Here is a 23145-nt window from a genome sequence, read left to right as displayed (position 1 = left end):
CCCGTAGTATTTGCGTTACTCTACGTTACCGTTTCGGTCGATTACGCCAACCGCATCAAATACGCGTTCCGCCGCGTACTCGTCCGCACACCTTTCGCGCCATCCCGCATGGACCACGCCGCCTCCGTCATCGATGCGCGCCACTTCGGACCCAGCGTATATCTCAGCGCGACACCAGGCGCAAGTTGCGACGACGGGCGCTTCGGCGGGATCAGAGCGCGACATCGACCAATTCCGCGGGCAATTCGATCCAACGCTCGGCCGCCCGCGTTTCGGAGCTCGACCAATACTCGGCCTGCTCCGTGTTCTCCGTAATATAGACGCGATTTCCCAGGACGCCAACGATATAGTCAGCGTCGGCCTTCGTATACGGCTGCCCGTTACCTTTCTTCGCGTAAATTACGAGAGCCCCGCCGCGGTCTTCGCGGACTCGGACCGTTTTGATTTGCGCGGTCGCCCAATCGCCATTTACCGGATCGCGAAAGACGACGTCATACGGTTCGTCCGTCTCCGGCTTCGCGACTTCATAGCCCGCGTTAAGCAGCGCGCGTCTTGCGGTCATTTCCGATACGCGTCCAACAACTTCGCTTCTATGCGCCAATTATTCCGTCACCTCCTCGTAATCACCGCCGGAGGCCGCCTTCATCATCGTTACAATGACGGGAGCCATCGGCGCCTCCGCCCCTCCGACACTGACCGCGATATCGAGCTCGAACGTTCCGTGCGCATGGTCAACGGCCGCCAGGAAGGCCGCGAGCTTTTTACCCGCGCCCGGCAGAGCGCTCACATTGTCGACAGTCAGCCCAATCGCCAGCTTGCGCGGTATTACGCTTGGCGCCGCCATCAGAAGTTAACCGGAGGCGCGTCGGAATCGGTGGGGATTGGCGTAACGTCCGCGGCTGGGGCGGAAGAAGGCGCGGAGGCTCCGATCGAAAGGCCGAGACGCGCGATATCAAATCCGGCGATGACGAGATTTTTGACTTGTTCCGCCTCGTCCGCGACATAGAGGCACGTTTCGAATTGCGCGAAATCGAACGGTTCCAGCTCGCCGGCTTTAGAGAAGTTTGCGCGCTCAGCATCCGTCAGGTCTTCGTCGAGGTCGAGTAGCGGCGAAAGGCTTACGACCGTATTCGTAGAGCTGCCGGTCTTGGCGAGTTCGAACGCCAGCTTATCGAGTTTCTTCGCGTATTTCTGGATTGTTGCGAACACGCCCGCCGCCTGTTTCGGAGTCAGGTCGACGACACCATATTCGCCATTTTCGAGATTGACGAAGGCGACGAGATACTTCGGTTTCCCCTTGAACAGGTACGCTTCCTTCCGCAAAGCCTCAGCGCCTGCCTCGTCGCCGGCCGTCTTGGCTGCGTTTGCCTCTTCGTAAAGTAGCGTTGCCGCCTTATCCCATACGGTCGGATTCGAAGTGATAAACCCTTTCGCGTTACGTTCGGCCGGCGCCTTGGGTACGAAGCTATTCACCTTTCCGTACATGCCGTAGCAAAAATACTCGACCGAATCCTCTACGGATTTCAGGCGCACCTTATACGTCGTGCCGGTTGTGAACGGGAGGATGACGGAATCGGACGCATCTTTATCGGCTTGCGCGTTGGCTACGGCTGCGGCGCCGCGGTTCGTGAACATACTGGACATTCGATCGTTCCCTTCGTATTGGATTCGTTACTTTGCGTTAGGACGACGGTATCGCGGCTACATGGCGTCCACCTCCTTCATAGGCGTTGTTCTCGCGCCCGCCTCTACGTATTAATCCGGAGATTAACGCGCACAGGCCGGAGCAAGAACGGCGGACCTCATAGATACATGACGATATCGTTCGCAAGCGTCGTCTTCTCGCGCTTAATGGCGAGTAATTCCCGTTCCAATTCCGAGATTGCGCGCCTGATATCGTCCTGGCGCTGACTCATCGTAGCGATAACGGTACGCGACTCACTCTTCGCCTTCTTAAGCTCACAATTCGCGAGTTCTACGTTAAGCTGCGCGATGGCCACGTTAATCCGCTTTTCCGCGAGCTTCTCCTTCCGATTGGCGGATTTGAGAGCGCGCAACAACGCCTTCTGGACCGTCTCGCTTACGCCGGAATTCGCCTGGTGGCGCGGATATACGGTGATTACCGTCGCTGTGTCCGGCGCGACCACGATTGCCATGCGCTTATATCCGAAGAGGCGCGATGGGCGGCCGTCCTCGTTTACGATGTCTGCGATAAAGGATGCGCGGCGGAGTTGGTCCATTACGTACATGGGCGCCTTGCTGCGATCGACACCGAAGTCCTTCGCGGCTTCATCGCAAGCATGCGGAGTGACGAATATCTTGCCGGTGGTGAAGTGCGCGCCGGCCTTCGGGTCGATCAGCGTTGTCATCCGAGGCGCACCCCTTTCAGCGTTTGAATGCGGACATAATCGGCCGGATCTTCATAGGCGGCGAACCCTCCGCGATAGTAGTTTTCGGCCTGATGGCGGCGATTTGAAACCGACGGACGGGTTGCGCGTATATTCGTTACAGTCGCGTTAAGCATGCGTTAAATACCTCCAGTGTGGATTGTTAGATTTTAGGAAACGTGCTATTATTAGGGCGGGACGTTTATCGATCCTCGATTTGGTTAAAGTTATAATGAGACCAATATCGCGTATACATAATGTAACGTGTTATAATGAAAGTGGAGCGCGCACGTCGTTCATGCCTGAAGTGGCGTACGCGTTCCAAACGTTGCGAGCCTATGCCAAGGCTTTGCGACAAGCGGTTCTGAAACGTTGAATGAACTTTCGGTGTGATTCCGAATTGCCACCGTAGCGATGCGCCAACAAAGCCGCGGTGTCGGAATCGTCATTAAATCCGTTAGTCCAATCAGCCAGAATCGTCAATCTCCGAGAGTCGTCCTCCGCCAAGAGGGCGACTTTTTCATTTACGAGTAATGCGTCATCCACGATCGCCAAACCGTCGATAACCTCGTACCCTGCTTCGTTTCCTTCCTCATCTTGCTTGCCCATCGCCTCTATCGCGCTTAACCTCTCTCGTTCGATGGACCTTCGCTGCAAATGCGTACTCCTGATTCCTCGCATCTTGTGAATCGCGTAATTTCGGAAACTTCGCTGAGATCCTAGCTTGTACCGTTCAGTTGCGCGCATCAATTTTCGATAGCACTCGTGTTCGAACGAAGACTCATCCTTCAAAAGATGCCAGACTTCGCGAGACATCGCTTCAATAATTGGAAAGAAATACCGAAATATTGAATTGCGAGCCTCTTCGTTACCTGCCGCGGCTAGAGCGGCCAGGTTATTTAGTTGTGCGTCGTTCATTCATTCGCTTCCCTTCGTTTTCGTCCTACTAGATATACCCGCTGACTTTCGGAAAACTGGGACATCGTGGTAAAATTAATTTCGGAGGTTGCGCCGATGAAGATAAAAGTCGGGCGCTGCCGGATTCGTGAGTTCCGATTAGCCCTCGGCTGGACACAAGAAAACTTGTCCGAGCGAAGTGGAGTCGGAAGAACTTCGATAAGCCAGTACGAGACAAAAAGTCACGGAGAGGGTATGCCGTTAGTAACTGCGGTTGCGTTAGCGGACGCTCTCGGCGTCTCTCCGCGCGATTTGTACGAATGGCTAAACGAAGAATAGCAGCGGTCCTGGCGGTGAAATGGTAAACTACGTGTTTACCTCCCGATGAAGAATGTCACAGACGATGACATAATCGTTTGTGACGGGGCGCGATTGGGGAAGGGAAGGGGTTTTATAGGAATATTAAACCATAAATAGGAAACGATTTCCTCCGCATTCTAACGATTAAAAACGTATTGACATATCGCGTTCTTCGTGTAAGTTACTGCACGAAGGATAGTCGATCGCTGGCGGTCGGAAACGGGTACCGGATGCTTGTCCCGCTCTGGGTGCGGCGTAAAGTGAATCTGCGACATGTCATCGTCATACCACTCCGCCAGGTCCATATTTACGAGATAGCCGCGCTCGGCCTTGCGGAAGTTTTCGCGCTCGAGGTCTTTCTGCTGTTCCTCAACCGTTGAAATCTGGCTTAGCACCTCTCCGTCTTTCATCCGGTATTTGAGGATTCCTCGCTCAACAAACGTACATTTAACATCTGACGCAACGATATCGACGACCTCGAAATCCTTCTTACCCTGGCGACGGACGACTGGTCTGATTCGTTCCATTAGGCGTTCTCCTTTTTGCGCAGTTCTGCGGGAATAGTCGGCTTTTTGAAGATGGCGTAGGAACCGGTTGTAACGAAGATAGCAGCGACACCTACGATAGCCATGGCGAGCAGCTTATATGCGAGACGTTTACTCATTTGCATTCACCCCCTCTCGGTTGAATACGGGCAGCAACGTAACTGCCTGCGCGATATATGATAAAGCGAGAATGTCCGACGCGGTTACGAAGTTGGCTCCTACGAACACACACGCCAACACTCGCATGTACGGATAAAACTTGCGCGGTATCCTCGCGTGTTTATCGTAGCTATTCGTTGCATAAGCGGCCACAAGCGCGAAGGCAGCGCAATTTACAATTATCGTCGCGTCATAGCTGAGATGAATGTACGGAACGGCCGTCACCATCGCGCCAGATAGCGTTATACATTTTAAATCCGTCGTTAGGTGCGCACCCCCGGACACGAAGCGCAAGCGGGCAAACGCGCCTAGACATACCATCATCTCTACGAAATTCCCCGTAATGAGTCCGAGTGTCGCCGTCAACAAGACGATCGCTCCCGTATTGGCGAGAATCTCAAACGCGTAAACTATCGTCCCAATCGGCGGAGGCTCGACGCCAGCGGCCCGCATGTTGCTCGCCAGTTTAATCGCTGCTTTCTGCATGGGCGCCCTCCTCTCGATCCTTTCTTAGCGCGAAGAACAGGAATAGTGGGACGAATATTAACGCTACGCCGCCGACCGCGACGAGATAGCCTTCGAAATCTTCGCGGAGAATAGACGTCAATATGAAAGCCGCAACGATGCAGAACGCAATGAGTGCGGTTATAACGGCGCTTGTCCTATTGAATGGCGTATAGACGCGCCGATCGCTCGGAACCCAATCGAATCCCCAATTTTTGACGCGAATGGTATAGGCGAGTCCGATCTGAATGACTGCTGAGAGGATTTGGAATGAGGCGGTAAGGACGGGATTTGCCGATATCGTATCCAGCGTTATGCCGGTCGCCGCGGAGATAATAAACACGCAGCCGACGGTTACGCCAATATCGACGAACAAACCCGCGAAGTTAATGACGATGGAGTGAAAGAGCGGCACGCGGAATAGGTACCACAAAATGCCGACGAATAGAACGTACTGCAGATACGTGGATAAATTGCCGATCTCCGGAACCAGCCGCGTAAAGTACGAGACCTGACTCATAAGAAGCGTGATAATTGCGACTTTTGCGAAGAAATCGCGGTTTACTTGGAATCGGAATAGCGCGAACATGAGTGCGAACATCCCGAAATACTCAACGGCTGACCCTACCACAAACAATACGTACGACATCGACATTACGCTCCCTTGACGGATAGTTTTAGCGTTCGAATCCGCCGTCCACGTGCTATGCGCGATGCCATACGTTCGGCTCCGGCCTCATTCACGTCCTTAAACGCGATCGGCACGGATACTATCGTAAGTCTAACGTCGCCCGCCAGTGTTCGGATTACTTCGCGTTGCCACTTTCGTCCAGCCGAGTCGTTGTCGCGTATGATGAGTAGTTCTTCTATCGGGCTGTTGCGGATCATCTCCGCCTTTATTTCGTTCCAGGCCGCGCCGAGCGTTGCCACCGCCGGTATTCCCGCACACATGAGCGTCATCGCGTCTACTTCCGCCTCCACGATCGCTGCTCGCCGGAGCTGCTGCGCGTGAATGACGTCGATGCCGAAGAGGCATTCGCGGATTGGTCGCCCGCCCTTCGCGTACCAAAACGTCTTGGCATCGACGCGGCGGAATTTTACGTTAGCGAGCGTGCCGTTCGCGTTTCTAATCGGAATTACAATCGCCTGCCTGTCGCGATCGTAACCTACGCCGCATAAACGCTGGACGGCTTCGCCTATTCCGCGGCTGGCCAGGTACGGGTGACGCCATTGATACGGTGCGAGGACGCTGTCTTCTAGCGGTATGTAGGGCGCCGGCACGCCAAGTAGCGGCATGTCCAGCGTAGGTGCGTCGTCTTCGTCCGTTTCGTAGGCGTCATACTTTTCGCGCAGGTATTCGAGTGTCTCGCCTATCGTCTCTTGCCGGAGGTATGCGAGTAGCTTTACGATGCCGCCGCGCTGCCACTCCGGATCGGATGCGCCTGAGTCCGTCCAGTATCCGTGCTCGAACTCTACGCGGAATGACGGATGGCTGTCGTAGCGGAATGGCGATGCGGCAACGAGGCGGTCAGCGTACCACTTGGCGCGATGCCAGGCGAAACCTTCGAGTTCATCGCGGATTTGTTCTGGCGTCAGGCGCAAGGTCGGCGGCCTCCTTTCGATTCTTGATACGCTTGAGCGTTAACTCGTATGCTGCGCGCATCTCTTTTACGAGGAGATACGCGTCATCATCGGACATGTCTTCGGACCAGTGTGCCGCGACGTACTCGTAGAGGTATGATTCGCCGGCCGCCTTGGGATCGTATACGAAGAACGGAGCGCTTGGCGTGCTTACTACTGGCTCCGCGAATGTATCCAGAACAGGCCCAAAGTGTTCGGCGACTGTATAACGAATTTCATCGTCGACGAAGCCAGCCAACGCGAGCAATTCAGTCTTGTCCATGTTTAAAGCGTACGCAAGGTTAACGACTGTGTCGTAAGAGGCCGGCGAAATCCCGCGCTCGATCTTGCTAAGGTGAGCGGCACTGATGCCTGCTTTTTCCGCTAACGCCCGCAGAGATAGATCAGTACCATTCGTGCGGCGAAATCGAACGTACTCTCCGAACACATTGTCTTTCATGCGTTACCAACTCCGATAGATTAATAGGTTATGAACCCATAATAATCCATCGTTAACAAGTTGTCAACCGTCTATTGAATAAACGTTTCTTAATCGGAAACACTAGAAGTTTCCAGCGAACTGACTCGCCACCTCCGCCCCCTTCGGCATCTCCCGCAGGACCCCGTAATCCATCAGTGCGACCAAGTCCAGCGTAAATCCCTCGCCGCCATTCCGCCCCTTCTCGACGCCTATCCGGCCGAGACCGTTCACCGCATCGAACGCGAAAAGGTTCGTTGTGATTTCGAGCAGCGCCTTGGTCGTTTTCATGCGGTCACGGTCCGGTAACTTGAGCTCGCGCCGCCCCGTATCCTCGTCCGTATCCTGGCGCTCGGTCGCCGCCTGCACCGTATAAATGCCGACCACGTCATTCTCGCCGATAATCCGTTCGAGCCGCCGCGCCGCCTGTTCCGCAGCTCCACCCGCCGTCTTATTCGCGTTACGGCCGTATACGTCGTCCAAGTTGTAGAACGCGTCGATAACTACGGCGTCAATCGAAGGGTTGGCGGCCAGCTCACGTTCCAGAGCGTCGAGGGATCGCGTCAGGCCGGCGTCCGACTTCGCCTGCAGGTACAGATTGCCGGGATAGTACGTACTCAGCGCGTCGCAAATCTCGTAGAAGTACGCCTCGACCGCGCCTTCAAGTCCGCCGGCCAACATCGCCTTATTCGGTAAGCCGACCTTATCCGCGATATCGTCGATCTCAAGCGCACCTTCCCTCGCCGTAATGACGCTGAGCAGCCGCGCCACCCATGGATACGCCTTGACCTCGTACGATTTAACGAGCACATTCGCGCCCTGACGCAGCATCTCGTCGACCAGGACTTCGGACAGGTACGTCTTACCGCGGCCGCTCTCCGCCATGATTCCGTAGATGTCTCCGGAATACAGGCCGCCAATCTCCGCGTTGAGCGTTGGAAACGGCGTCTTCCACAAGCGAAATGATTCGCCGGCTTTCCGCCGTTCGTATTCGGCGCGGAAGTCCTGCGCGATCTCGACGAGTGTCTTACCCGGAATTTGTCGAACGCTTGTTCCCATTCTAATACGATCGAGCTGCGCTTGTACAGTGACAATTAATTTCTCCGTGTCAGCATCTTCGAAAAGCGTCGGCAGTTCTTCGTTAAAGAATCGCGCCACCTGCGCCTTGCCGCTGTACTCCTTAATTTTACGCGCCAGGAACTCGTACGAATCCGTCACGGCCGGCACGTAGTTAAATCCGTCGACCTCCGCGACAAGTGTAGCGTATGACGGCGCCTGGCCTCCGTTCGACTCCGCATACGAACGGATCTCGTCATAGGCGCGCCGGCTCGTCTCGCTTGCGAAGTCCTCGCGCTCCAATCCGTAACGAGTCAGCGCCTTGACGTCGTTCTCGTCGCAGATTTTCGAAAACAGCTGACTGTCGTAATTTGGCATAAGTCCCCGATCACCTCCCGATTATACTATGCTACAATTCGTATCGCAACGTTAGATTATCGTCTTATCCCGCGCTTGCTATCGCCAACGAACGGAATATCATGGCACTGGTCGCGAATCCGGTCCGGCAGGCGGCGGTCTTTAAAGACGCGCGCCAACGCGTCAATCGCCACGTTGCTCGTATATACGGTCGGCAGCGCGTTCGTCACTCGCGCATTGATTACCGCGTGCAAATCGCCGCGAAATCCGTCAGTTACATCGCGTACCCCTATATCGTCCAGCACCGCGAATGGAGCGCTTTGTGCCGCCGAGAATGCGCGATAGTATCGTTCGGCCGCCGGCCCTGCGATCGAGTCCGGAACCCGTGCGCGATTGAACGCATTGTAATCCGTTTGCCAGGCGTTAACGTCGAGAAAGTACGCGAGGAGGTCGGGCGCTTGCCTGTTGCGTCCGAGTGCGCCTACGAACGATACGCGCAGCCATTCGTTGAGTATTGCGGCGGCCGTCGTTGTTTTGCCGGTGCCGGGCGATTCGGACACGAGGTATAGCGATTTTAACCGGTCGCCGCCGTCTTCGAATTGCCGTTTGAATGATGCGACGTACCTTCGTATTACTTCGTATGCCTCAGCTTGATCTTTCGCCGGCGCTGCGTTATCGAGCGTTACTAAGCGGTACTCCTGCGGCAAATCGGCGCTGCCATGGCGCCCGCCTCGCCCATCTGCGCCGTGCATTCCGATATATGGCGCGCAGAGGCGGGTACATTTCGGACCGTCCGCCAGCGAGCAGATTCCGGCGAGGACGCAGTTTCTAGCGTTAGAGCCTTCGCTTCTTATTGCGATCACCTCCTAACCAAGTATAAGGACGGTTGTTGTCGGGCATGCTATTAATTTGCTTTCGTTTCTATTTTCTCCCGTTTCTCTTTCGATTATGCTGCCCCTACGAAATTTTTCTCTATTAATTGCTATACGCGAGCACGCCGAAATCCCACGCTCCAATTAAATTTTCGCGCCGACGAAGTAGAACTCTCCGTTAACCCCGCGGATAACTAGCGGTTTATCACAGGTGCTGCACTCGGACATTCCGATTTTAGGATCGTTCCACATCGTCGCGGATAGGTCGACTAAATGCTCTCCACATTCGCAGCTAACGCGCACGAACCTCGCCACAACACGCTGATCACCGCCCATCAGAACCAATCCCGCAACTCGTCCGCCGTCATCCGTTCAGGCCGCGCCACTGTCGCCATAATCGCGTCAGCCTTCTTCAGCGCTGGAATCACGGCATTCAACCGGTACGCAATCGCGAAGCCAGCCGTCAGAATCGGAAACTGCGGATTCGGCTGGTAGACGCGGAAGCACTCGTCGAACGCGCGATGAAGCATCTCGGCGCCATGATCCGTTAGTGCGCGCTTGACTAGCGCCTGTTCAAATTTCCAGTTTCGCATCGGCGCGTATTCAATGCCGTAGAGCTCGCGCGTTCGGTCGATAAAATAAGCGTGAATTGTCGCGGTATTCCAGTGCTCATACGGTAGGCCGCGCCAATCCTTCCGGTCAATCTTCGCGCGTGGCATTCGTATCCTCCTCCGTTTTATATTCGCGCCCACTCCACGCCGCATCGAGCTTGCGCGCCATATCACCGTAGGCCGCCGCCATGCCTTGTCGATATGCAGTCTTGGCCGCCTCGTAATCTGAGCGCGATTCAGCGTACTCCGTCAGGCTGCGGACGCCGGCGGATAGGGTGCGGTATTCTGGCGCGGGATAGCGTTCAGGTGCGACGGCTTCGCAACTGGCTCGGATAAATAGATATTCCGCTCGACTATTCGCTCTCATTCGTCGTCCTCCTTCATAAATACGAGCCAATGCGTCTTGTCGCGCTTGTTACCGAAAAGCGGGCGGAACTCAGTAACTCGCAGAATTTCGGCGAGCTTTCGTTCGGATCCTCGTTCCACTTGAATACAAGGACTCCATTCGGCTTTAATACGCGCATACATTCGCGAAACCCCTTCGCAATATCTTCGCGCCAGTCTCCGCTCAGTCTTCGCGTCAATCCACGCATGAAGCGCTGTCCGGCAGACATCTCCGCAGACCGATTGCTCGCTCAGGATATCTACAAACCTAGTCGCGGTTCCGCATTCAATACATGGGCGTGGGCTGTCCGCAAGAATCACCGTATTCATCGCAGCGCCTCCCTTGCACGTTGTCCTTCGTCCCTTTCCATACTACTCGCGTATGTTCGGTACGCCCCCACTGTCACGGGATAATTCTCCGCATTTGCGTACCATTCCAGCGCCGCCCTCAACCGCGCGATCTCGTCTAATGCCGCGGGCCAGCCGGTGCGGGCTTCGGCGATGAATACTGCATTAGCCTCTGCTTCACTCGACTCGATTCGGTATGATCCTCCGGACGAGTAGATGCTATTGGCACCGCAAGATGCGATTGTTACGCCCTGCGGCCCCTTAACTGAATGTATACCGTTGTACTGACGGATGTAGGCAAACGGACCAGGCGTCGCAGCGTCACAGACCGCCCGATCGGCGGCAAAATTACGCTTGGTCATAACTACGCCCCTTCCGGACTTCCCGGTCCGAATTGTAATAACGTACCACTTACGATCGCGCCGAGAAGCCACCGCGGATTACCGGTATACGCCGTCAGTAGGAACGCGGCCGGAATCGCTAGGATAAGCGCCCACACAACCGCGAGGTATACTACGTCTTCGATTAAGTCACGTTTGGTCATTGCGCGCCCTCCTCGTCCCATATCAGAATTCCACCTCGGTAATCGTTGGCGTACTCTTCACCGAAGGCGTACGCAAGAATACAGAATTCCTCTTCGTCGCCGTATCGCCCAAGAGTGTGAGGGTCAAGCGATGCTGAGACGTCACCTGCAGCCGCCAACCGTTCGCGTACTTCTTGGGTGTTTTGAACCAGTATATATGCGTCGTCTCCTCCTTGTTGGTCGATAACTGGTAGGCTGTTCAATACGTCCAAAATAGCTTGCTTGCTCATAGTTTCAGTCTCCTCTCATTATTAGCCCCAACTGCTCCGCCGAGGCATCGGTTCAAATTCGTCATTCAGGCGGACGACGCGCTTCTCATACGCCCGGAACGTCTTGTGCAGTTTGCGACGGCTCCGCTTGCTCAGGCGGTCGAAGCACGGACGGCGAACGTAGTCATAGCGCGGGGATCGTTTCATACCCACACCGCATCATGAGCGGCATTTGCGAGCAGAACTTCGTTCCTCCAGCCGCCACCAGCGAATATGTCCGTGTAATGCTCGACGATGATGTTCGGCCGCTGTCCACGGTGGTGGAGTCCGCAGATCGCTTGCCCGTAGAAGACCGCCTGAATCTTCAGGACATCGCTTGCTAGCGGTAGGGTGGCGTTGAGAGCGTCCGCCTTTTCTCGCGTCTGGACTACGATTAGGACGTAATGCAGATTTCCCACTCTCCTTCGCGCTCGGCTTTCGTCATCTCAACGGATCGATGCGCTGCGGCAGCCGGTCCCATCAGCGTAATTGGCGCGAGCATGTCCGGCGTGATCCGGCGGTCGGTGATAGCGGAGATGATCGCATGGCCGCGGCTGGCGGCGTGGATGGCGGTTACTAGCGTCATATAACGCCGTCCCAACGGTCGAACGCGTCGAACGATTCATTGCGACGAGCGTCCGCATCTAGCCGCTCATCGACACGTTCTACAAGCGCCTTTGCCGTTTCAACTACGTCTATAACCGCACGCTCCCAGTAACGCGTGGACTCTTCGATAATACGAACGCTTTTCATTCGCCGGAAGGACTTTCGCTCCTCAAAACGGGCGACTTCGAAGTCGAGACTGTACGCTCCGAGGACGGCGTAATTCCGTTTGACCGTGACCTCGTATTGGCGACCGCTTGGCGCTGTGACCGGGTATTTTCGTTTCTTCATCCGCCCCACCCCATTCCGGCGATAGTCGCGATTCCCAGCACCGCAATCGGCACGGAGACGACCGTGGCTACGAATCCTTTGCGCGCATCAGGATCGGACATATCGTCGCTACCAAACCAGAATACGAAGCCGAAAATTGCGATGGGGACGGAAATTAGCGTAACTATCCACGTCAGTGCCTCGAAGAACGCGTTCCAATTCATACGCTCACCTCCCGCTCAATCAGCGCGCTAAGCCGCTCAGCCTCCGCCTTATAAGCCGCGACCAGTCCCGCCAGTGTATCGACGCCCTCCGTATCAACGCGCAGGACGGCCGCCTGCACCGCCGCGACGAACCCGCGCGGAGATACCGGATAGTATCCGATGTCCAGCCACTTTTCGGATGTTGGCGGAATGGAACCGTCAGCCGGCGCCTTGTAACCGGGAGCTCGCGTAGGGTCGACGAGGTGGCGGCGCTTCAGCGTATAGTTGTGGTCGTCGAGTTCCAGGCGCAGGTCGGGCGAGATGGATACGATTTGCTTCGCTTTTTCTTGCGTCATACGTAACGCACCGCCCTTTCAAACGCTCGTTCTGCGCGATCCAAGCGGTCTGTCGCGTCCGCCATTGCCGCGTAAATCTGCGCCTTCTCGTTCGCGACCTTTTCGTATTGTGCCGCGAGCATGGCCGCCAGTTCCATCGCCTGAATGGCGAGATCAATCGAGACTTCCGTTACGCCATATGCGCGTTGCTGCTTGAGACGGCGGGCTTGGTCTTCCGCTTGTTGGCGAGCAAGAGCGCGGGCCTGTTGTTCCGTCATTACGCGTTCACCCCTTCGATTTTTACGCCGAGTTCGTTCAGCGTGTATTTGATGCCCTCTGCGAAACCTTTATCGCGCGAAAACTTCGTTGGATCTGCGAAAAACGTGCTATAAATTTTTCGCCTGTAGACTGCTCGAATGCGATCATGCGCGGCTTCCTCTGCCGTCTTCTCGATTTCGTATCCGTTGACCAGCGCGGCCAGCAGCGTTTCAGCGGCTTCTTTCGAGGACTTCGTATAATCACGCAAAATAGCTACGTCTGACGTACAGCTTCCGCCATCGGACGGCTGAATTAGCGCCAGACCAGCGATAATTGCGTAACCATGTCTTACGTGCAGGTTTTCGATGGCGGCGGCAACCCCGCGCGGAATCGTTGGAACTAGCGTAGTTTTGCGGCATGTTTCGTTAGACATTCGTCATTACCTCCATTTGTGTATAATAGTGCAAACTTTTCGGCATGGCGGCGGATGGTCCCGGAAATTAACGCTTGACTTTCGGCGCGATCCGTAGTATTTATTTAAATCTTTTAAAGACTTTAAGATCTTTATAAAGATTTAAAAGCATTAAGTTCTAAACATTACGCCATCGTAACGTCGCTACGCTCCTTATACGACGGACGGATATTAATAACAAGGATTATGACGCGCAAGATTTTAAAAATAAGAGATAAAACCCCTGGGAGTTTCGCGCCGCCCATCCGCCTGATCCGCCTCCTTTCGTGGTCGCCTACGTTTTGCCTATTTTTCAGCGTGAAATTAGCGCGCTTAGCCGTTCGGGAGTGTCTTTGTACCCGTCCGCTATTTCAAGCGCTAATTTCACGGCGATTTACAAGGCGTTCGCAATGCTGCGTTATTTCTACGCGATAAAATGTAAGCGCGTATAAAATGTGTATAATAGTGCAAATGACTACGTAGACTGCTCCGCTTGCCGTTCGGATCGTTTCGCCTGGGTCCTCCGTGCTTGCGGTTTCTGATCGCGGAAATCGAGACGCAGCGGGAATTGAATGCCGGTGGATTCGCGCCAGAGTTCGACGGATGATACGCGGTAGCCGTAGCGGGCGTTGTCGCGTCGGGTTTCGTCAACAGTGCGCGGATTAGCGAGACACCAATCGTAGTAATCGCGATACTCCTGCGGCGTCAAACCGTTTTGCTGCGCTTTCTCATCGAACATCGCGTCGAAACGTTCGGGGTCGAGATTGAAGCGTTGCCTGTTCGCTTCAAACCAGACGGATGCGTGCGCGTCTTTCTTCGAGATGTTAAGCACCTTGATCAGCGGAGCCATGTTGCCGGCATATGTACCTCCGTGACCCGATGCGAGAGGTATTACGTGATCCGCGTGGACATCTTCGGTTGATTTCGTTAGTGAACATTCGGTCATTTGCGCGGCGTCTTCGTCATTCCAGACGGACGGTAATGCGCGCTTCATCGCACGGTAGCGCTGACGGGCGGCGCTATATACATTCGGATTAGATTCGTAATACTTAAGGCAGCTTTCGCGTCTCTTTTCCGAATTCTCTCTGCGGTAGTTACGGCTTCTTTCGCGTTCCCTTTCCGAGTTTTTTTCGTAGCGGCTACGTTGGCTTTCGCGAACCTTTAATGTATTTTCTCCACGGTAGTTACGTAAATGATTGACGAGACATTCCCTACATTTCGATCTCCTACCACCTAGCCCCATCGTTTGCTCGTGATACTCCGTCAGCGCCTTCTCAACGCCACACTCAGTACATTTCTTCCCTTCAACCTCCTCCGTCGCCCCATCCGCATGCGTCACCGTTACCTTAACGATGCGCACCCGTTTGCGCGGCAATCTTCTGCTCTGTGTAGCTGTTTCCGCCATATCCTCGCTCCCCTTTCGCGACCTCTTACCGTCAATGACGCCGCCCGTTCGAATGTAGTACACTTTGGCGCTAACTTTTTCGTTCCTACTCCGTATACCCGCTGACTTTTCCGTATTTGGGACATCGAAGCGAAATTATTTTCGGAGTCATCCGGAAACAAAAAAAATAAGCGCCACCCCACGAAGGGATGACGCTTATAATTTTCGAACCATTTCAAGGACATGATCGGTATGGTACAATGTGGCGATACGTGTCAAAAAGAGAGGACGGCCCTCAAATGACAATAGATATTGATCCTGAAGATTTTATCTTTCAAACATCAGAAGACTTTAATGAAGCATTTTCAAGGAAGACGGTTGTTTTTGCAGAAGAGATACTTCCGGACGACTTCGAGGATGACCCATTCTTTTACTCAGGAAGAATTGTGGAGCTGACCGATGACTCAGTCGTCCTCGATACACTGTTACCGGACAACTCGCCGGAACGATTCGTTTGGTTACATCGCAAGCTCTACACTTTCGGTATCGTCGCGAAAGAGGGGCCGGGTAAGTTGGTCTCAATCGATAATCTGCGCGCTACAGTCGATCCAGCGGACTAAACTTCGCATGCTGCGCGTTGACATCCGTTCCAAATAGATTCACGTACATCCGTACGATCTCCAGCGAAGTGTGTCCGAGTATCTTCTGCAGACTGAACGCGTCGCCTCCGTTCATAATGTATAGCTTCGCGAAAGTATGCCGGAACGTATGCGGCGAGCAGCGGACGCCTTTTATGCGCGCTTCCTTTCCGTAGTCGGCGATTGTCTCCTGGATGCCGCGTACCTTGAACGGATTGTTATCGATATTGACGAAGAGGTTGTCCGTTTCGAGTACGCCGCGGACTTCGAGATACGTGCGCAGTGCCTTTTCAAGCGTGCGCGAAAACGGAACCAGGCGCTCCTTACGCCCCTTCCCGTAAACGAGGATATGGCGCGCTTTCCAGTCGATATCAAACATGCGAATGCCGGCCAGCTCCGATATGCGGACGCCGGTGTCGAGCAGCGTCATCATGATCGTGTAGTCGCGATATCCTGTAAACGTCGACCGGTTGGGCGCGGCCAGTATCGCCTTGAGCTGCGCGTCAGAGAACGTTTCAATAATACGCTTCTCCGCCTTAATCGTGCCGATTCCGTTGAACGGGTTCGTATCGACGTAGCCCTCCGTATGCACCCAATTGAAGAAGGCGCGCCATCCCCGGATCAACTTGTTAATAGTCGCGTCCGATGGCGTAGGGCCGCGCCCCCTGGCGATCTTCTGCGCCTGCTTCGTCTCGATCGCGATAAGGACGTGATTTTTCACGACATCAAGCGGCCGGGTAACGTTCTGCTCCGACATTAGGCGCGCCAATTCCTTCGTTGTATCGCGATAGAAATTCAGCGTTTCGTCCGTTAGATTCCGTATCCGGCAGTAGCGTAGGAACGATGCGCGCGCCGTTTCGAAGTCAAGCGATTCAGGCGGGTATTCTACGGTTGTTGGCCGCGTTGCTCCGGCTGCAGCGAGGTTAACGCGTCTAGTTCGCGCCATAAACAAAAACGCCTCCACATCGTAATATTCGTCAACGCGACGAATAAAGCGAGTGCAGGCGTACAGGACGCGTAAATTTACGTATCAGATAACTAGCGCGGCTCATGCGGTGGGGATTCGTATCAGCAGACGTAAGCACGCGGAGTTCATAGCGGACTAATTGCGTACCATTTTAAGTCCTGTGCGTCTGCCAGTTCCGCCACCTCGGCTTGTTGGGGCAATGCCTGTTTCAAACATTGACGAAGCGTAGCATAACATATTTAGCCAGCGAACGTCAATAAAAGAATCGCAACTGCCATTCGATGTCAGACAAGCATCTACACGCTTGCATGCGTTCTCTTATACAAAACCGGTATTGCCGCAGCGATAAGGATCATGCCCATAATAGCGGGTGCGGCATGGCCAAGCGATACATAGATCCAGCCTCCAAGGATAGGCCCGATCATTCTGGCTAAAGCCTGGATCGATTGGCTGCCTCCTTGGATCCTTCCTTGTTCGCTGGAATCGACAGACTTGGATAACATCCCATTGAAGGAAGGCCCGAAGATCGAATCGCCAAAGCCAAAGATAAACATGCCGGCGATTAAAAGGGGATAGAACGAGAACAAAGCCGATGCCGCAATAAGACCATAACCGATTATCTCCGAGACCATCCCCAGAGCCGCTATCTGCTTATCGCTGTATTTCACCAAAAGCTTCGGCATGATGAACCCTTGCGAAAGAATATCCTGGACTCCCAGGATGGAAAACATAAGTCCGATCCATACAGGCTTCCAGCTGAACGTATCCATCGTGAACTGGGAAAAAACGGCCTGCAAGGATCCGTTGGGTATCCATAGCAAAAACGCGGAAATCAGCAGCCTGTTCAAGTTTTTCATGGAAAGCAGGCTTGCAAGCTGCGTGAATGGATTCAGCCTTGCCAAGGCAATCTTTTTCAGCCTATTCTTCTTGCCAAGGCTCTCGGGCATGAAAAAGAATCCGTACCCGACGTTCACTGCCGTAATCAGGGCTCCAAAGTACATGGGCACCGAATACCCGAACTTGGCAAGCAATCCGCCCACAGTCGGCCCGATGACGGTTCCCGCCCCTACGACCGCACTCACCCATCCAAAGTACTTGGTTCTCTGCTCAGAAGGAATGATGTCGGCAAAATAGGTGAAGATCGTGCTGATGCTCCCGCCTGTTATGCCTTCAATTATGCGCCCCGCAAACAGGATCCATAAAGCTCCTCCCAGACCAAAAATAAAGTACCCGATTGCCGAACCTAGAAGGCACGCCAGAAGCAGTGGACGACGGCCGTATCTGTCGCTCAACGCTCCAAGTGCGGGAGCCGCAAAAAATACGCAGAACGCATAAACAGAGGACAAAAGCGTGACAACGACAGCTTGCTCTCCCGGACTGCTTGTGTACGGCTGCACTAAAAACGGCATGACAGGTGTGATGATGCTGAAGCCGAGTCCGCAAAGAAACACAGAGATGAGACCGAATAACAAGGCATGCTTATCTATCGTATGTTCGGTGTTCGGTTTTGGATGTGATCTGGATTTGAACACTTGATTTCTCCCTTCAAATTTTGATTCCTTGGAAACGAAATGATCATATCAAATCTTTGTTTCCTAGTCAACAAAATAGCGCCCATAAAAAAGCAGCCTGTTCTCCAAAGAGTCAGGCTGCTGTTTGTTTCATGATTCCCTTTTATCCAGCTTGATATCCAGATCCTGTTTCTTTATTTCGGCATCCAAATGCTTTCTATACTTGTCCACAAAGCTGATCATGCTGTCCAGCTGCTCCTCGGTCACCTGCTCGAATACGGCTTTATCCCGCTCTTGAAATTCTTTGTGCAGGTCCTCATGAATGTTGTAAATGACTTTCCCTTGCTCCGTAAGCCTGAAATAAATTTCTTTTTTGTTGTCCGACTTCCGGTAGCTTTCGATAAGGCCTCTTTTCAGGAGCTTTTTCGTCATTTTGCTTATGGCGCCGCGAGTCATATAAAAGGATTCCGCAAGCTTAGTCACGTTGGAGTCTTCATTTTTTTCGATGTATTCGATGCAATGGACTTCAGACGGCTTAAACCCCTTCAGGCTGTCTTCCATTTTATCCTTATTGATCAAAATCATTTTGTTCAGCAAGTCCCTGAACCCCATAATGACCTGCTCTTGTTTGTTCATGGACTGCCCTCCCGCCCGTCGCCGCATCAACGATATTTGGACTACAGCAAATGCCTCTATCCGACAGATCGGCTGCGGGATATATGGAAGGAGCATGGGCTGATCATCCGCCGGCCGGCTTCCTTATGGCCTATAAATAAAAAAAGCCTTGCTCCGCAAGGATTCAACTTACATTGGTGGGCCCTGCAGGACTCGAACCTGCGACCAATCGGTTATGAGCCGACCGCTCTAACCAACTGAGCTAAGGGCCCTTTTTGTGTCAAAAAGGTAAGATGCTGATCAGGACTAAGTAAGTTGCGGGGGCAGGATTTGAACCTGCGGCCTTCGGGTTATGAGCCCGACGAGCTACCGGACTGCTCCACCCCGCGTCGTCCAAAAAAAGAAAGGTTCCGTTTGGAACACAAGGATAAATATACAATAAAAGCTTCCCGAAAGTCAACTTCCTATGGCAAATATCTGACGCCGTATTTTCCCTTCCTCGACTGGAACACTTCGATCTCGCGCGGACATTCATATCCGTAGATCCACCAGTCGTTCTCCATCCGCTTGACCAGGCAGCCGGCCTGGAATTTGCTCTCATACAGCCTTCCCCAATAAATCCAGTTCATCAGCAAGCCCCTTCCTTTCTCTCTGCTCCTAGTTTACCCCAGCGGACTAGGAAAACATTCCAGCGTCGCGGCAAAAATGCGGGAGGCCTTGCAGCTTGAAGCCGAATAGAAAAAAGCGGTCCCGAAGGACCGCTCTTGATCGCTGGATGCTTAGCCGTTGCCGGCCGCCGCGTCTACTTTTTCCTTTTCTGTCGCTGTTCCGCCTTCCGTCGTCGCCCCGCCCTGATCCGTTCCCTTCGGATTGGCTTTGACTTTCTTGAGCAAGGCATTGCCCTTGACGGCCCATTCCTTGACGACTTCCTCCGGCGTCTTCTTGCCGGTCGCCGCTTCCTGGAACAGCTGCTGGCTGATGGAATACATTTCGTTCAGTCCCGGATATTTCGTGTAGATATCCTGCATGTTGCTCGTATCCGGCGGAATCGGCTTCAGCGTGTAGAACGCTTTGATGTTGTACTGCATGCCGTCGATCGGCTTGATGAACTCCGCACGAGCCGGAATTTCATAGGTGCTGCGGGACTTCAGCTTCGCCCATTCCTTGCTGTTCAGGAACTTGATGAAGTCCCAGGCGTCATCCGCATTCTGCGCCTTGTTGTTGATGCCGAGCGGCTGGCTGAGGTAGGAGTTTCCGCCGATGCCGGGTTTCTCCTCGAATACCGGCGCCGTCACGACATCCCAGTCCACAGGCGTAAAGTCCTTGTTTTGCGAAGCGTAATTGTTGTTGCTCTTCATTTGGGAGATGTAGCCGTAGTCCGCAACGGTCATCGCAATGTTGCCGCTGCCGAACAGATCGCCTTGGAACGGATTGTAATTGTTGGCGCCTTCCTTGCTGGCCTTTTCGTATTTCTTGTTCAGCGCTTCGCTGAGCTTCTGGTAGCCTTCCTGATTCGGGATGGCCTTGACCTTGTACAGATCAAGAATCGTCTTGATCGCGTTGGACCATGACGTGCCGCTGTCCACGAGCATCTTTTCGGCTTTGTCGTCGAAAATTTTCAGCTGAAGCGGCTGTACGTACGTCGAGACGTCGCTGTACAGATCCGATCCGCCCCAGCGGTTGATCGTCATGCCGTACACTTGGTCCGCGCCTTCGCCGCCGCTGACTTTGCGGGCGAGATCGAACACCTGCTGCCAGGTCATATTGTCCGTCGGCGGCTGCACGCCGGCCTTCTGGAAGATCTTCTTGTTGTAAAAGAGCGCCGAGCTGGAGAATGTGGGAGACAGGACGTAGATCTTGTTGTCTCCGACCGCTTTGATGCCGTCGATCACAGTCGGCACGTAGTCGCTGATATCGAATTTGTCCTTTGTAATCAGCGGATCGAGTTCCTTGAGCAGGCCGTCCTGCGTCATGCGCGGCAGATTGCTGTAATCGGCGATGACGACGTCGACGGGGTTCTTGCCCGTCAGCAGCTCCTTGAACTTCTCGTACGGATCCGGCTGCTGCTCGCCGTTCTGGCCGCGCATGTCGTTGTAGTTGATCGCGTACTCGAACTGCAGCTCGATGTTCTGATGCGTGAATTCATACGTGTCCGTGTACTGCTGGCGGATCCACTGCTCCTGATCCGGCGAGCCGTACATCATGCCGATCCGCAGCACGCGGTTCTCCGGCTTATCCGCCGTTCCCCCGCTGCATGCGCTGAGCACGGCCGATGCCATGACGAGCGACAAGCCGATGGCTGCCGTGCGGCGGACTTTGCGTCCGGCCTCTTTCTTTGTTGATTGACCCGATTCCATACTCATGCTTGTTCCCCCTCTAAAGGCTTTGGTTTCGTAATGATGATGCGCTCCCCGTCGAACTCCATGGAAGCCTTGTTGCTGATGCCGAGCGCGGACAAATATTCCTTGGGCACCTGCAGCCTGCCCGCGCGGTCGACGACCGCGTAAGCTTCGTGAACCTCCTGCAGGCCTCCCGCGCCGAATGCGGACTCATCGTCGAGATTCGGGTTGCGGCGAAGGAACTCCGTACTCGTCAGTCCGTCCCGGATCGCGACGACCCGGTCCACCTTCCCGGCCAGCGACAGGTCATGGGTGACGATGACGATGGTCAGGCCCAGCTCGCGGTTGAGCCGCCGGAAAATGTCCATGATGAGGTCGGAGGTGCGGCTGTCGACGGAGCCCGTCGGCTCGTCGGCGAGCAGCATCTGCGGCCGGTTGGACAGCGAGATGGCGATCGCCACCCGCTGCTGCTCGCCTCCCGAGAGCTGATGCAGCTTGTTGTGCATCCGCTCCTTCAGCCCGACCCAATCCAGCAGCTGCTTGGCATAGGGCCGGTCGACCTTGCCGGAGAGCATCATCGGCATCTCGACATTTTCCAGAGCGGACAAATACGGCAGCAGGTTGCGGGCATTGTTCTGCCAGATGAAGCCGACCGTATCCCGCTTGTATTTGACGAGCTGGTCGTCCGTCACCTGGAGCAAATCCCAAGGCCCGACCTTGACGCTGCCCGCCGAAGGGCGGTCGAGTCCGCCCAGAATGTTGAGCAGGGTCGACTTGCCGCTGCCGCTGTTGCCGATGATCGCCATCAGCTCGCCGTCCTGAACGCTCAAGTTCAAGCCCTGCAGGGCGACGACCTCCAGATCGTCCGTTTTGTAGATTTTGACCAAGCCTTCGCATTCGATCATGATGCCATCACCGCTCCTCTCCCATCTTGACCGCCTGATGGACCCGCAGCCTGCGGATATGAAGCAGCAGCAGCAGAGCTCCCGTCAGCATCATGAAGCCGACGACTCCGTACAGCTGCGCCGTATCCTGGCTGTTGAACACGACGCGGAACGGCGGCACGTTGCCGCTGGAGCCGTCCGTCGTCTCCAGGAAGGGCAGGAACAGGATGCTGGCGATCTTGCCGATGAGCACGCCCAGGCCGATGCTGAGGCCGGCCGTGAACAGCTGCTCCAGAAGCAGCATGCCCGTCAGCTGTCCTCGCGAGAGTCCCATCGCCCTCAGCACGCCGAACTGGACGACGCGTCCCGACAGGTTGAAGAACCAGTACAGAATATAGCCGGTCAGCGTCACGATGACGGAGACGAGGAAGCCGAGGCTGAGGATGCCGAACACCCCGCCGCGAGTCGGCAGCTTGCTCTGCGTCACGAGCTCGGTGCGCACGTCCTTCACGGATGCGAGCTCGACGCCTTGCGCCGCCAGCTTGCTCATGAGCGGGGCGACCTTCGCTCCGGGCTTCATCTTGAGCCAGACATCATAAGGAATGATCGGCACCTGATCGTAGATGTAATCCAGGTTGGCGATGATGAACGGCGACTGATCCGGATACTGGGACGGCCAATAAGGAAGGATGCCGACGACGGAGAAATCGATCATGCCGTCCGACAGTCCGACCGAGACGGTATCTCCCAGCTTCAGCTGGTACTTCTCCGCCATCGAAGTCGGAATGATCGCTCCCATGCCTTCCGCGTAGATTCCCAGATTATTGAGGTAGTTGAACGGATGGACCGGATACAGGTCGTTGCGGAACCAGCCTACTTTGGCAAAATCCACATTGTCGATCCCCATCAGCGTGCCTTGGCCGATGGAGCGTCCCGACACAACGATGCTCCCTTTCGTCTGGAGCACCCGCGCCGCCGCCTCGACCCCTTCCAGAGTGCGGAACAGCTCGAAGGGCGGCTCGCTGTATCGGATCGTAGCCGGCACCGGATTGCCTCCGCCGCCTTGGCCTCCGCCGCCTGCTCCGCCCCCGGAGCCATTGCCGCCGGAGCCGTTGCCGCTGCCGCCTCCCTGCGTCGGAGGAAGCTCGGGCGATCCCGGCCATACCGTCTGCATGACCACGTCGGTGCCGTATTGGTACAGCGTCCGTTCCGTGGAGTTGAGATACGATCGTCCGGCCATKCCGAAGGATTTGCGCATACAGGAGTTTCAGGTCATTC

33 protein-coding genes, 2 tRNA genes and 2 pseudogenes are annotated in these 23145 nt (G+C 54.8%); 2 read left to right on the top strand and 35 right to left on the bottom strand.

What is annotated here, in order from left to right:
• Positions 1-211: 211 nt before the first annotated feature.
• The 6 genes from BN871_RS05135 to BN871_RS05115 all read right to left on the bottom strand — a co-directional run bounded on the left by BN871_RS05135 (position 212) and on the right by BN871_RS05115 (position 3305).
• Positions 212-601: a hypothetical protein gene (locus BN871_RS05135; protein WP_021877082.1), complete on the bottom strand. Its 390-nt coding sequence runs from the start codon at positions 599-601 to the stop codon at positions 212-214.
• Complete coding sequence (locus tag BN871_RS05130) at positions 602-844, bottom strand: hypothetical protein (protein ID WP_048744889.1); 243 nt, start codon at positions 842-844, stop codon at positions 602-604.
• Positions 844-1635, bottom strand: coding sequence for a hypothetical protein (locus BN871_RS05125; RefSeq protein WP_198158011.1), 792 nt, complete (start codon positions 1633-1635; stop codon positions 844-846). The genes BN871_RS05130 and BN871_RS05125 overlap by 1 nt, the downstream gene beginning before the upstream one ends.
• 167 nt (positions 1636-1802) lie before the next feature.
• Entirely contained in the window at positions 1803-2369 is a 567-nt protein-coding gene (locus BN871_RS05120; protein WP_021877080.1) for a hypothetical protein, read from the bottom strand.
• Positions 2366-2524 carry a hypothetical protein gene (locus tag BN871_RS27475; RefSeq protein ID WP_021877079.1) on the bottom strand — a complete coding sequence of 53 codons (159 nt, stop codon included), beginning with the start codon at positions 2522-2524 and terminating at the stop codon, positions 2366-2368. Before BN871_RS27475 ends, BN871_RS05120 begins: the two co-directional genes overlap by 4 nt.
• Before the next feature lie 199 nt (positions 2525-2723).
• Positions 2724-3305: a hypothetical protein gene (locus BN871_RS05115; protein ID WP_021877078.1), complete on the bottom strand. Its 582-nt coding sequence runs from the start codon at positions 3303-3305 to the stop codon at positions 2724-2726.
• A gap of 96 nt (positions 3306-3401) precedes the next feature.
• On the opposite strand from BN871_RS05115, the gene BN871_RS30125 reads away from it, so the two are divergent.
• Positions 3402-3623 carry a helix-turn-helix transcriptional regulator gene (locus BN871_RS30125; protein WP_021877077.1) on the top strand — a complete coding sequence of 74 codons (222 nt, stop codon included), beginning with the start codon at positions 3402-3404 and terminating at the stop codon, positions 3621-3623.
• A 158-nt stretch (positions 3624-3781) separates the two neighbouring features.
• On the opposite strand, the gene BN871_RS05105 is transcribed toward BN871_RS30125, so the two are convergent.
• The 20 genes and pseudogenes from BN871_RS05105 to BN871_RS05000 form a co-directional block, all read right to left on the bottom strand.
• The gene (locus tag BN871_RS05105; protein ID WP_021877076.1) at positions 3782-4171 is read right to left on the bottom strand and encodes a hypothetical protein; all 390 of its coding nucleotides are present in this window, start codon (positions 4169-4171) and stop codon (positions 3782-3784) included.
• A complete protein-coding gene (locus BN871_RS27470) occupies positions 4171-4308 on the bottom strand; it encodes a hypothetical protein (protein WP_021877075.1) in 138 nt (45 codons plus the stop codon). The genes BN871_RS05105 and BN871_RS27470 overlap by 1 nt, the downstream gene beginning before the upstream one ends.
• On the bottom strand, positions 4301-4834 hold the full coding sequence (locus BN871_RS05100) for an accessory gene regulator B family protein (protein WP_048744888.1): 534 nt from the start codon (positions 4832-4834) through the stop codon (positions 4301-4303). The genes BN871_RS27470 and BN871_RS05100 overlap by 8 nt, the downstream gene beginning before the upstream one ends.
• Positions 4815-5501, bottom strand: coding sequence for a hypothetical protein (locus BN871_RS05095; RefSeq protein ID WP_157060205.1), 687 nt, complete (start codon positions 5499-5501; stop codon positions 4815-4817). The genes BN871_RS05100 and BN871_RS05095 overlap by 20 nt, the downstream gene beginning before the upstream one ends.
• A 5-nt stretch (positions 5502-5506) precedes the next feature.
• Positions 5507-6454 (bottom strand): toprim domain-containing protein, encoded by a 948-nt coding sequence (locus tag BN871_RS05090; protein ID WP_083436251.1) that lies wholly within the window; start codon positions 6452-6454, stop codon positions 5507-5509.
• Complete coding sequence (locus tag BN871_RS05085) at positions 6423-6932, bottom strand: helix-turn-helix domain-containing protein (protein ID WP_048744886.1); 510 nt, start codon at positions 6930-6932, stop codon at positions 6423-6425. The genes BN871_RS05090 and BN871_RS05085 overlap by 32 nt, the downstream gene beginning before the upstream one ends.
• Before the next feature lie 102 nt (positions 6933-7034).
• Positions 7035-8384, bottom strand: a complete 1350-nt coding sequence (locus BN871_RS05080) for an AAA family ATPase (RefSeq protein WP_021877072.1) — start codon at positions 8382-8384, stop codon at positions 7035-7037.
• Positions 8385-8440: 56 nt separating this feature from the next.
• Positions 8441-9070 (bottom strand): DNA replication protein, encoded by a 630-nt coding sequence (locus tag BN871_RS05075; protein WP_232312818.1) that lies wholly within the window; start codon positions 9068-9070, stop codon positions 8441-8443.
• A gap of 500 nt (positions 9071-9570) precedes the next feature.
• Positions 9571-9954, bottom strand: coding sequence for a hypothetical protein (locus BN871_RS05065; protein ID WP_021877069.1), 384 nt, complete (start codon positions 9952-9954; stop codon positions 9571-9573).
• Positions 9935-10213: a hypothetical protein gene (locus BN871_RS05060; RefSeq protein WP_021877068.1), complete on the bottom strand. Its 279-nt coding sequence runs from the start codon at positions 10211-10213 to the stop codon at positions 9935-9937. Before BN871_RS05060 ends, BN871_RS05065 begins: the two co-directional genes overlap by 20 nt.
• Positions 10210-10406: pseudogene (locus tag BN871_RS05055) on the bottom strand (SAM-dependent methyltransferase); the annotation flags it as partial. The gene BN871_RS05060 and the pseudogene BN871_RS05055, both read right to left, overlap by 4 nt.
• Positions 10407-11118: 712 nt before the next feature.
• Positions 11119-11391, bottom strand: coding sequence for a hypothetical protein (locus tag BN871_RS05040; RefSeq protein WP_021877064.1), 273 nt, complete (start codon positions 11389-11391; stop codon positions 11119-11121).
• 182 nt (positions 11392-11573) lie between these two features.
• Positions 11574-11828 (bottom strand): hypothetical protein, encoded by a 255-nt coding sequence (locus BN871_RS05035; RefSeq protein ID WP_021877062.1) that lies wholly within the window; start codon positions 11826-11828, stop codon positions 11574-11576.
• The gene (locus BN871_RS05030) at positions 11804-11995 is read right to left on the bottom strand and encodes a hypothetical protein (protein WP_021877061.1); all 192 of its coding nucleotides are present in this window, start codon (positions 11993-11995) and stop codon (positions 11804-11806) included. Before BN871_RS05030 ends, BN871_RS05035 begins: the two co-directional genes overlap by 25 nt.
• A complete protein-coding gene (locus tag BN871_RS05025; protein WP_021877060.1) occupies positions 11992-12303 on the bottom strand; it encodes a hypothetical protein in 312 nt (103 codons plus the stop codon). The genes BN871_RS05030 and BN871_RS05025 overlap by 4 nt, the downstream gene beginning before the upstream one ends.
• Positions 12300-12506 carry a hypothetical protein gene (locus BN871_RS05020; RefSeq protein ID WP_021877059.1) on the bottom strand — a complete coding sequence of 69 codons (207 nt, stop codon included), beginning with the start codon at positions 12504-12506 and terminating at the stop codon, positions 12300-12302. Before BN871_RS05020 ends, BN871_RS05025 begins: the two co-directional genes overlap by 4 nt.
• Entirely contained in the window at positions 12503-12841 is a 339-nt protein-coding gene (locus tag BN871_RS05015; protein WP_021877058.1) for a hypothetical protein, read from the bottom strand. The genes BN871_RS05020 and BN871_RS05015 overlap by 4 nt, the downstream gene beginning before the upstream one ends.
• Complete coding sequence (locus BN871_RS05010) at positions 12838-13098, bottom strand: hypothetical protein (protein ID WP_021877057.1); 261 nt, start codon at positions 13096-13098, stop codon at positions 12838-12840. Before BN871_RS05010 ends, BN871_RS05015 begins: the two co-directional genes overlap by 4 nt.
• A complete protein-coding gene (locus tag BN871_RS05005; RefSeq protein ID WP_021877056.1) occupies positions 13098-13511 on the bottom strand; it encodes a hypothetical protein in 414 nt (137 codons plus the stop codon). Before BN871_RS05005 ends, BN871_RS05010 begins: the two co-directional genes overlap by 1 nt.
• 493 nt (positions 13512-14004) lie before the next feature.
• A complete protein-coding gene (locus BN871_RS05000) occupies positions 14005-14934 on the bottom strand; it encodes a hypothetical protein (protein ID WP_048744885.1) in 930 nt (309 codons plus the stop codon).
• 278 nt (positions 14935-15212) lie between these two features.
• Between BN871_RS05000 and BN871_RS04995 the strand changes: the two genes are divergently transcribed.
• Entirely contained in the window at positions 15213-15533 is a 321-nt protein-coding gene (locus BN871_RS04995; RefSeq protein WP_021877053.1) for a hypothetical protein, read from the top strand.
• Here the strand turns inward: BN871_RS04995 and BN871_RS04990 are convergent.
• The 9 genes and pseudogenes from BN871_RS04990 to BN871_RS04955 all read right to left on the bottom strand — a co-directional run.
• A complete protein-coding gene (locus BN871_RS04990) occupies positions 15511-16308 on the bottom strand; it encodes a tyrosine-type recombinase/integrase (protein ID WP_198158010.1) in 798 nt (265 codons plus the stop codon). The genes BN871_RS04995 and BN871_RS04990 overlap by 23 nt on opposite strands.
• A gap of 506 nt (positions 16309-16814) precedes the next feature.
• Positions 16815-18050 carry an MFS transporter gene (locus BN871_RS04985; RefSeq protein WP_021877051.1) on the bottom strand — a complete coding sequence of 412 codons (1236 nt, stop codon included), beginning with the start codon at positions 18048-18050 and terminating at the stop codon, positions 16815-16817.
• Between the two features lie 129 nt (positions 18051-18179).
• Positions 18180-18665 carry a MarR family transcriptional regulator gene (locus BN871_RS04980; protein WP_048744883.1) on the bottom strand — a complete coding sequence of 162 codons (486 nt, stop codon included), beginning with the start codon at positions 18663-18665 and terminating at the stop codon, positions 18180-18182.
• 174 nt (positions 18666-18839) lie between these two features.
• A tRNA-Ile gene (locus BN871_RS04975) sits at positions 18840-18916 on the bottom strand.
• 43 nt (positions 18917-18959) lie between these two features.
• Positions 18960-19033: transfer RNA gene (locus tag BN871_RS04970), tRNA-Met, on the bottom strand.
• Positions 19034-19108: 75 nt separating this feature from the next.
• Positions 19109-19273 carry a hypothetical protein gene (locus BN871_RS28200; RefSeq protein WP_164762992.1) on the bottom strand — a complete coding sequence of 55 codons (165 nt, stop codon included), beginning with the start codon at positions 19271-19273 and terminating at the stop codon, positions 19109-19111.
• A gap of 150 nt (positions 19274-19423) precedes the next feature.
• The gene (locus BN871_RS04965; protein WP_021877048.1) at positions 19424-21007 is read right to left on the bottom strand and encodes an extracellular solute-binding protein; all 1584 of its coding nucleotides are present in this window, start codon (positions 21005-21007) and stop codon (positions 19424-19426) included.
• Positions 21004-21888 carry an ABC transporter ATP-binding protein gene (locus tag BN871_RS04960; RefSeq protein WP_048744881.1) on the bottom strand — a complete coding sequence of 295 codons (885 nt, stop codon included), beginning with the start codon at positions 21886-21888 and terminating at the stop codon, positions 21004-21006. The genes BN871_RS04965 and BN871_RS04960 overlap by 4 nt, the downstream gene beginning before the upstream one ends.
• 7 nt (positions 21889-21895) lie before the next feature.
• Positions 21896-23089, bottom strand: a pseudogene (locus BN871_RS04955) (ABC transporter permease); the annotation flags it as partial.
• Positions 23090-23145: the final 56 nt, after the last annotated feature.

The organism is Paenibacillus sp. P22, assembly GCF_000469945.2.
In the GTDB taxonomy this organism is placed as follows: Bacteria; Bacillota; Bacilli; order Paenibacillales; family Paenibacillaceae; genus Paenibacillus_O; species Paenibacillus_O humicus.
This window is presented reverse-complemented; position numbering and strand designations above follow the sequence as displayed.

What these genes read in the sequence shown, in the direction of transcription:
- BN871_RS04960 (WP_048744881.1), bottom strand. Translation starts at nt 21,888, where the DNA reads ATGATCGAATGCGAAGGCTTGGTCAAAATCTACAAAACGGACGATCTG.
- BN871_RS05130 (WP_048744889.1), bottom strand. Translation starts at nt 844, where the DNA reads ATGGCGGCGCCAAGCGTAATACCGCGCAAGCTGGCGATTGGGCTGACT.
- BN871_RS27475 (WP_021877079.1), bottom strand. Translation starts at nt 2,524, where the DNA reads ATGCTTAACGCGACTGTAACGAATATACGCGCAACCCGTCCGTCGGTT.
- BN871_RS05065 (WP_021877069.1), bottom strand. Translation starts at nt 9,954, where the DNA reads ATGCCACGCGCGAAGATTGACCGGAAGGATTGGCGCGGCCTACCGTAT.
- BN871_RS04965 (WP_021877048.1), bottom strand. Translation starts at nt 21,007, where the DNA reads ATGAGTATGGAATCGGGTCAATCAACAAAGAAAGAGGCCGGACGCAAA.
- BN871_RS30125 (WP_021877077.1), top strand. Translation starts at nt 3,402, where the DNA reads ATGAAGATAAAAGTCGGGCGCTGCCGGATTCGTGAGTTCCGATTAGCC.
- BN871_RS05115 (WP_021877078.1), bottom strand. Translation starts at nt 3,305, where the DNA reads ATGAACGACGCACAACTAAATAACCTGGCCGCTCTAGCCGCGGCAGGT.
- BN871_RS05120 (WP_021877080.1), bottom strand. Translation starts at nt 2,369, where the DNA reads ATGACAACGCTGATCGACCCGAAGGCCGGCGCGCACTTCACCACCGGC.
- BN871_RS05025 (WP_021877060.1), bottom strand. Translation starts at nt 12,303, where the DNA reads ATGAAGAAACGAAAATACCCGGTCACAGCGCCAAGCGGTCGCCAATAC.
- BN871_RS05100 (WP_048744888.1), bottom strand. Translation starts at nt 4,834, where the DNA reads ATGCAGAAAGCAGCGATTAAACTGGCGAGCAACATGCGGGCCGCTGGC.
- BN871_RS05085 (WP_048744886.1), bottom strand. Translation starts at nt 6,932, where the DNA reads ATGAAAGACAATGTGTTCGGAGAGTACGTTCGATTTCGCCGCACGAAT.
- BN871_RS05000 (WP_048744885.1), bottom strand. Translation starts at nt 14,934, where the DNA reads ATGGCGGAAACAGCTACACAGAGCAGAAGATTGCCGCGCAAACGGGTG.
- BN871_RS05125 (WP_198158011.1), bottom strand. Translation starts at nt 1,635, where the DNA reads ATGTTCACGAACCGCGGCGCCGCAGCCGTAGCCAACGCGCAAGCCGAT.
- BN871_RS05080 (WP_021877072.1), bottom strand. Translation starts at nt 8,384, where the DNA reads ATGCCAAATTACGACAGTCAGCTGTTTTCGAAAATCTGCGACGAGAAC.
- BN871_RS27470 (WP_021877075.1), bottom strand. Translation starts at nt 4,308, where the DNA reads ATGAGTAAACGTCTCGCATATAAGCTGCTCGCCATGGCTATCGTAGGT.
- BN871_RS28200 (WP_164762992.1), bottom strand. Translation starts at nt 19,273, where the DNA reads ATGAACTGGATTTATTGGGGAAGGCTGTATGAGAGCAAATTCCAGGCC.
- BN871_RS05020 (WP_021877059.1), bottom strand. Translation starts at nt 12,506, where the DNA reads ATGAATTGGAACGCGTTCTTCGAGGCACTGACGTGGATAGTTACGCTA.
- BN871_RS05005 (WP_021877056.1), bottom strand. Translation starts at nt 13,511, where the DNA reads ATGTCTAACGAAACATGCCGCAAAACTACGCTAGTTCCAACGATTCCG.
- BN871_RS04980 (WP_048744883.1), bottom strand. Translation starts at nt 18,665, where the DNA reads ATGAACAAACAAGAGCAGGTCATTATGGGGTTCAGGGACTTGCTGAAC.
- BN871_RS05015 (WP_021877058.1), bottom strand. Translation starts at nt 12,841, where the DNA reads ATGACGCAAGAAAAAGCGAAGCAAATCGTATCCATCTCGCCCGACCTG.
- BN871_RS04995 (WP_021877053.1), top strand. Translation starts at nt 15,213, where the DNA reads ATGACAATAGATATTGATCCTGAAGATTTTATCTTTCAAACATCAGAA.
- BN871_RS05010 (WP_021877057.1), bottom strand. Translation starts at nt 13,098, where the DNA reads ATGACGGAACAACAGGCCCGCGCTCTTGCTCGCCAACAAGCGGAAGAC.
- BN871_RS05095 (WP_157060205.1), bottom strand. Translation starts at nt 5,501, where the DNA reads ATGTCGTACGTATTGTTTGTGGTAGGGTCAGCCGTTGAGTATTTCGGG.
- BN871_RS05105 (WP_021877076.1), bottom strand. Translation starts at nt 4,171, where the DNA reads ATGGAACGAATCAGACCAGTCGTCCGTCGCCAGGGTAAGAAGGATTTC.
- BN871_RS04990 (WP_198158010.1), bottom strand. Translation starts at nt 16,308, where the DNA reads ATGTCGGAGCAGAACGTTACCCGGCCGCTTGATGTCGTGAAAAATCAC.
- BN871_RS05040 (WP_021877064.1), bottom strand. Translation starts at nt 11,391, where the DNA reads ATGAGCAAGCAAGCTATTTTGGACGTATTGAACAGCCTACCAGTTATC.
- BN871_RS05060 (WP_021877068.1), bottom strand. Translation starts at nt 10,213, where the DNA reads ATGAGAGCGAATAGTCGAGCGGAATATCTATTTATCCGAGCCAGTTGC.
- BN871_RS05030 (WP_021877061.1), bottom strand. Translation starts at nt 11,995, where the DNA reads ATGACGCTAGTAACCGCCATCCACGCCGCCAGCCGCGGCCATGCGATC.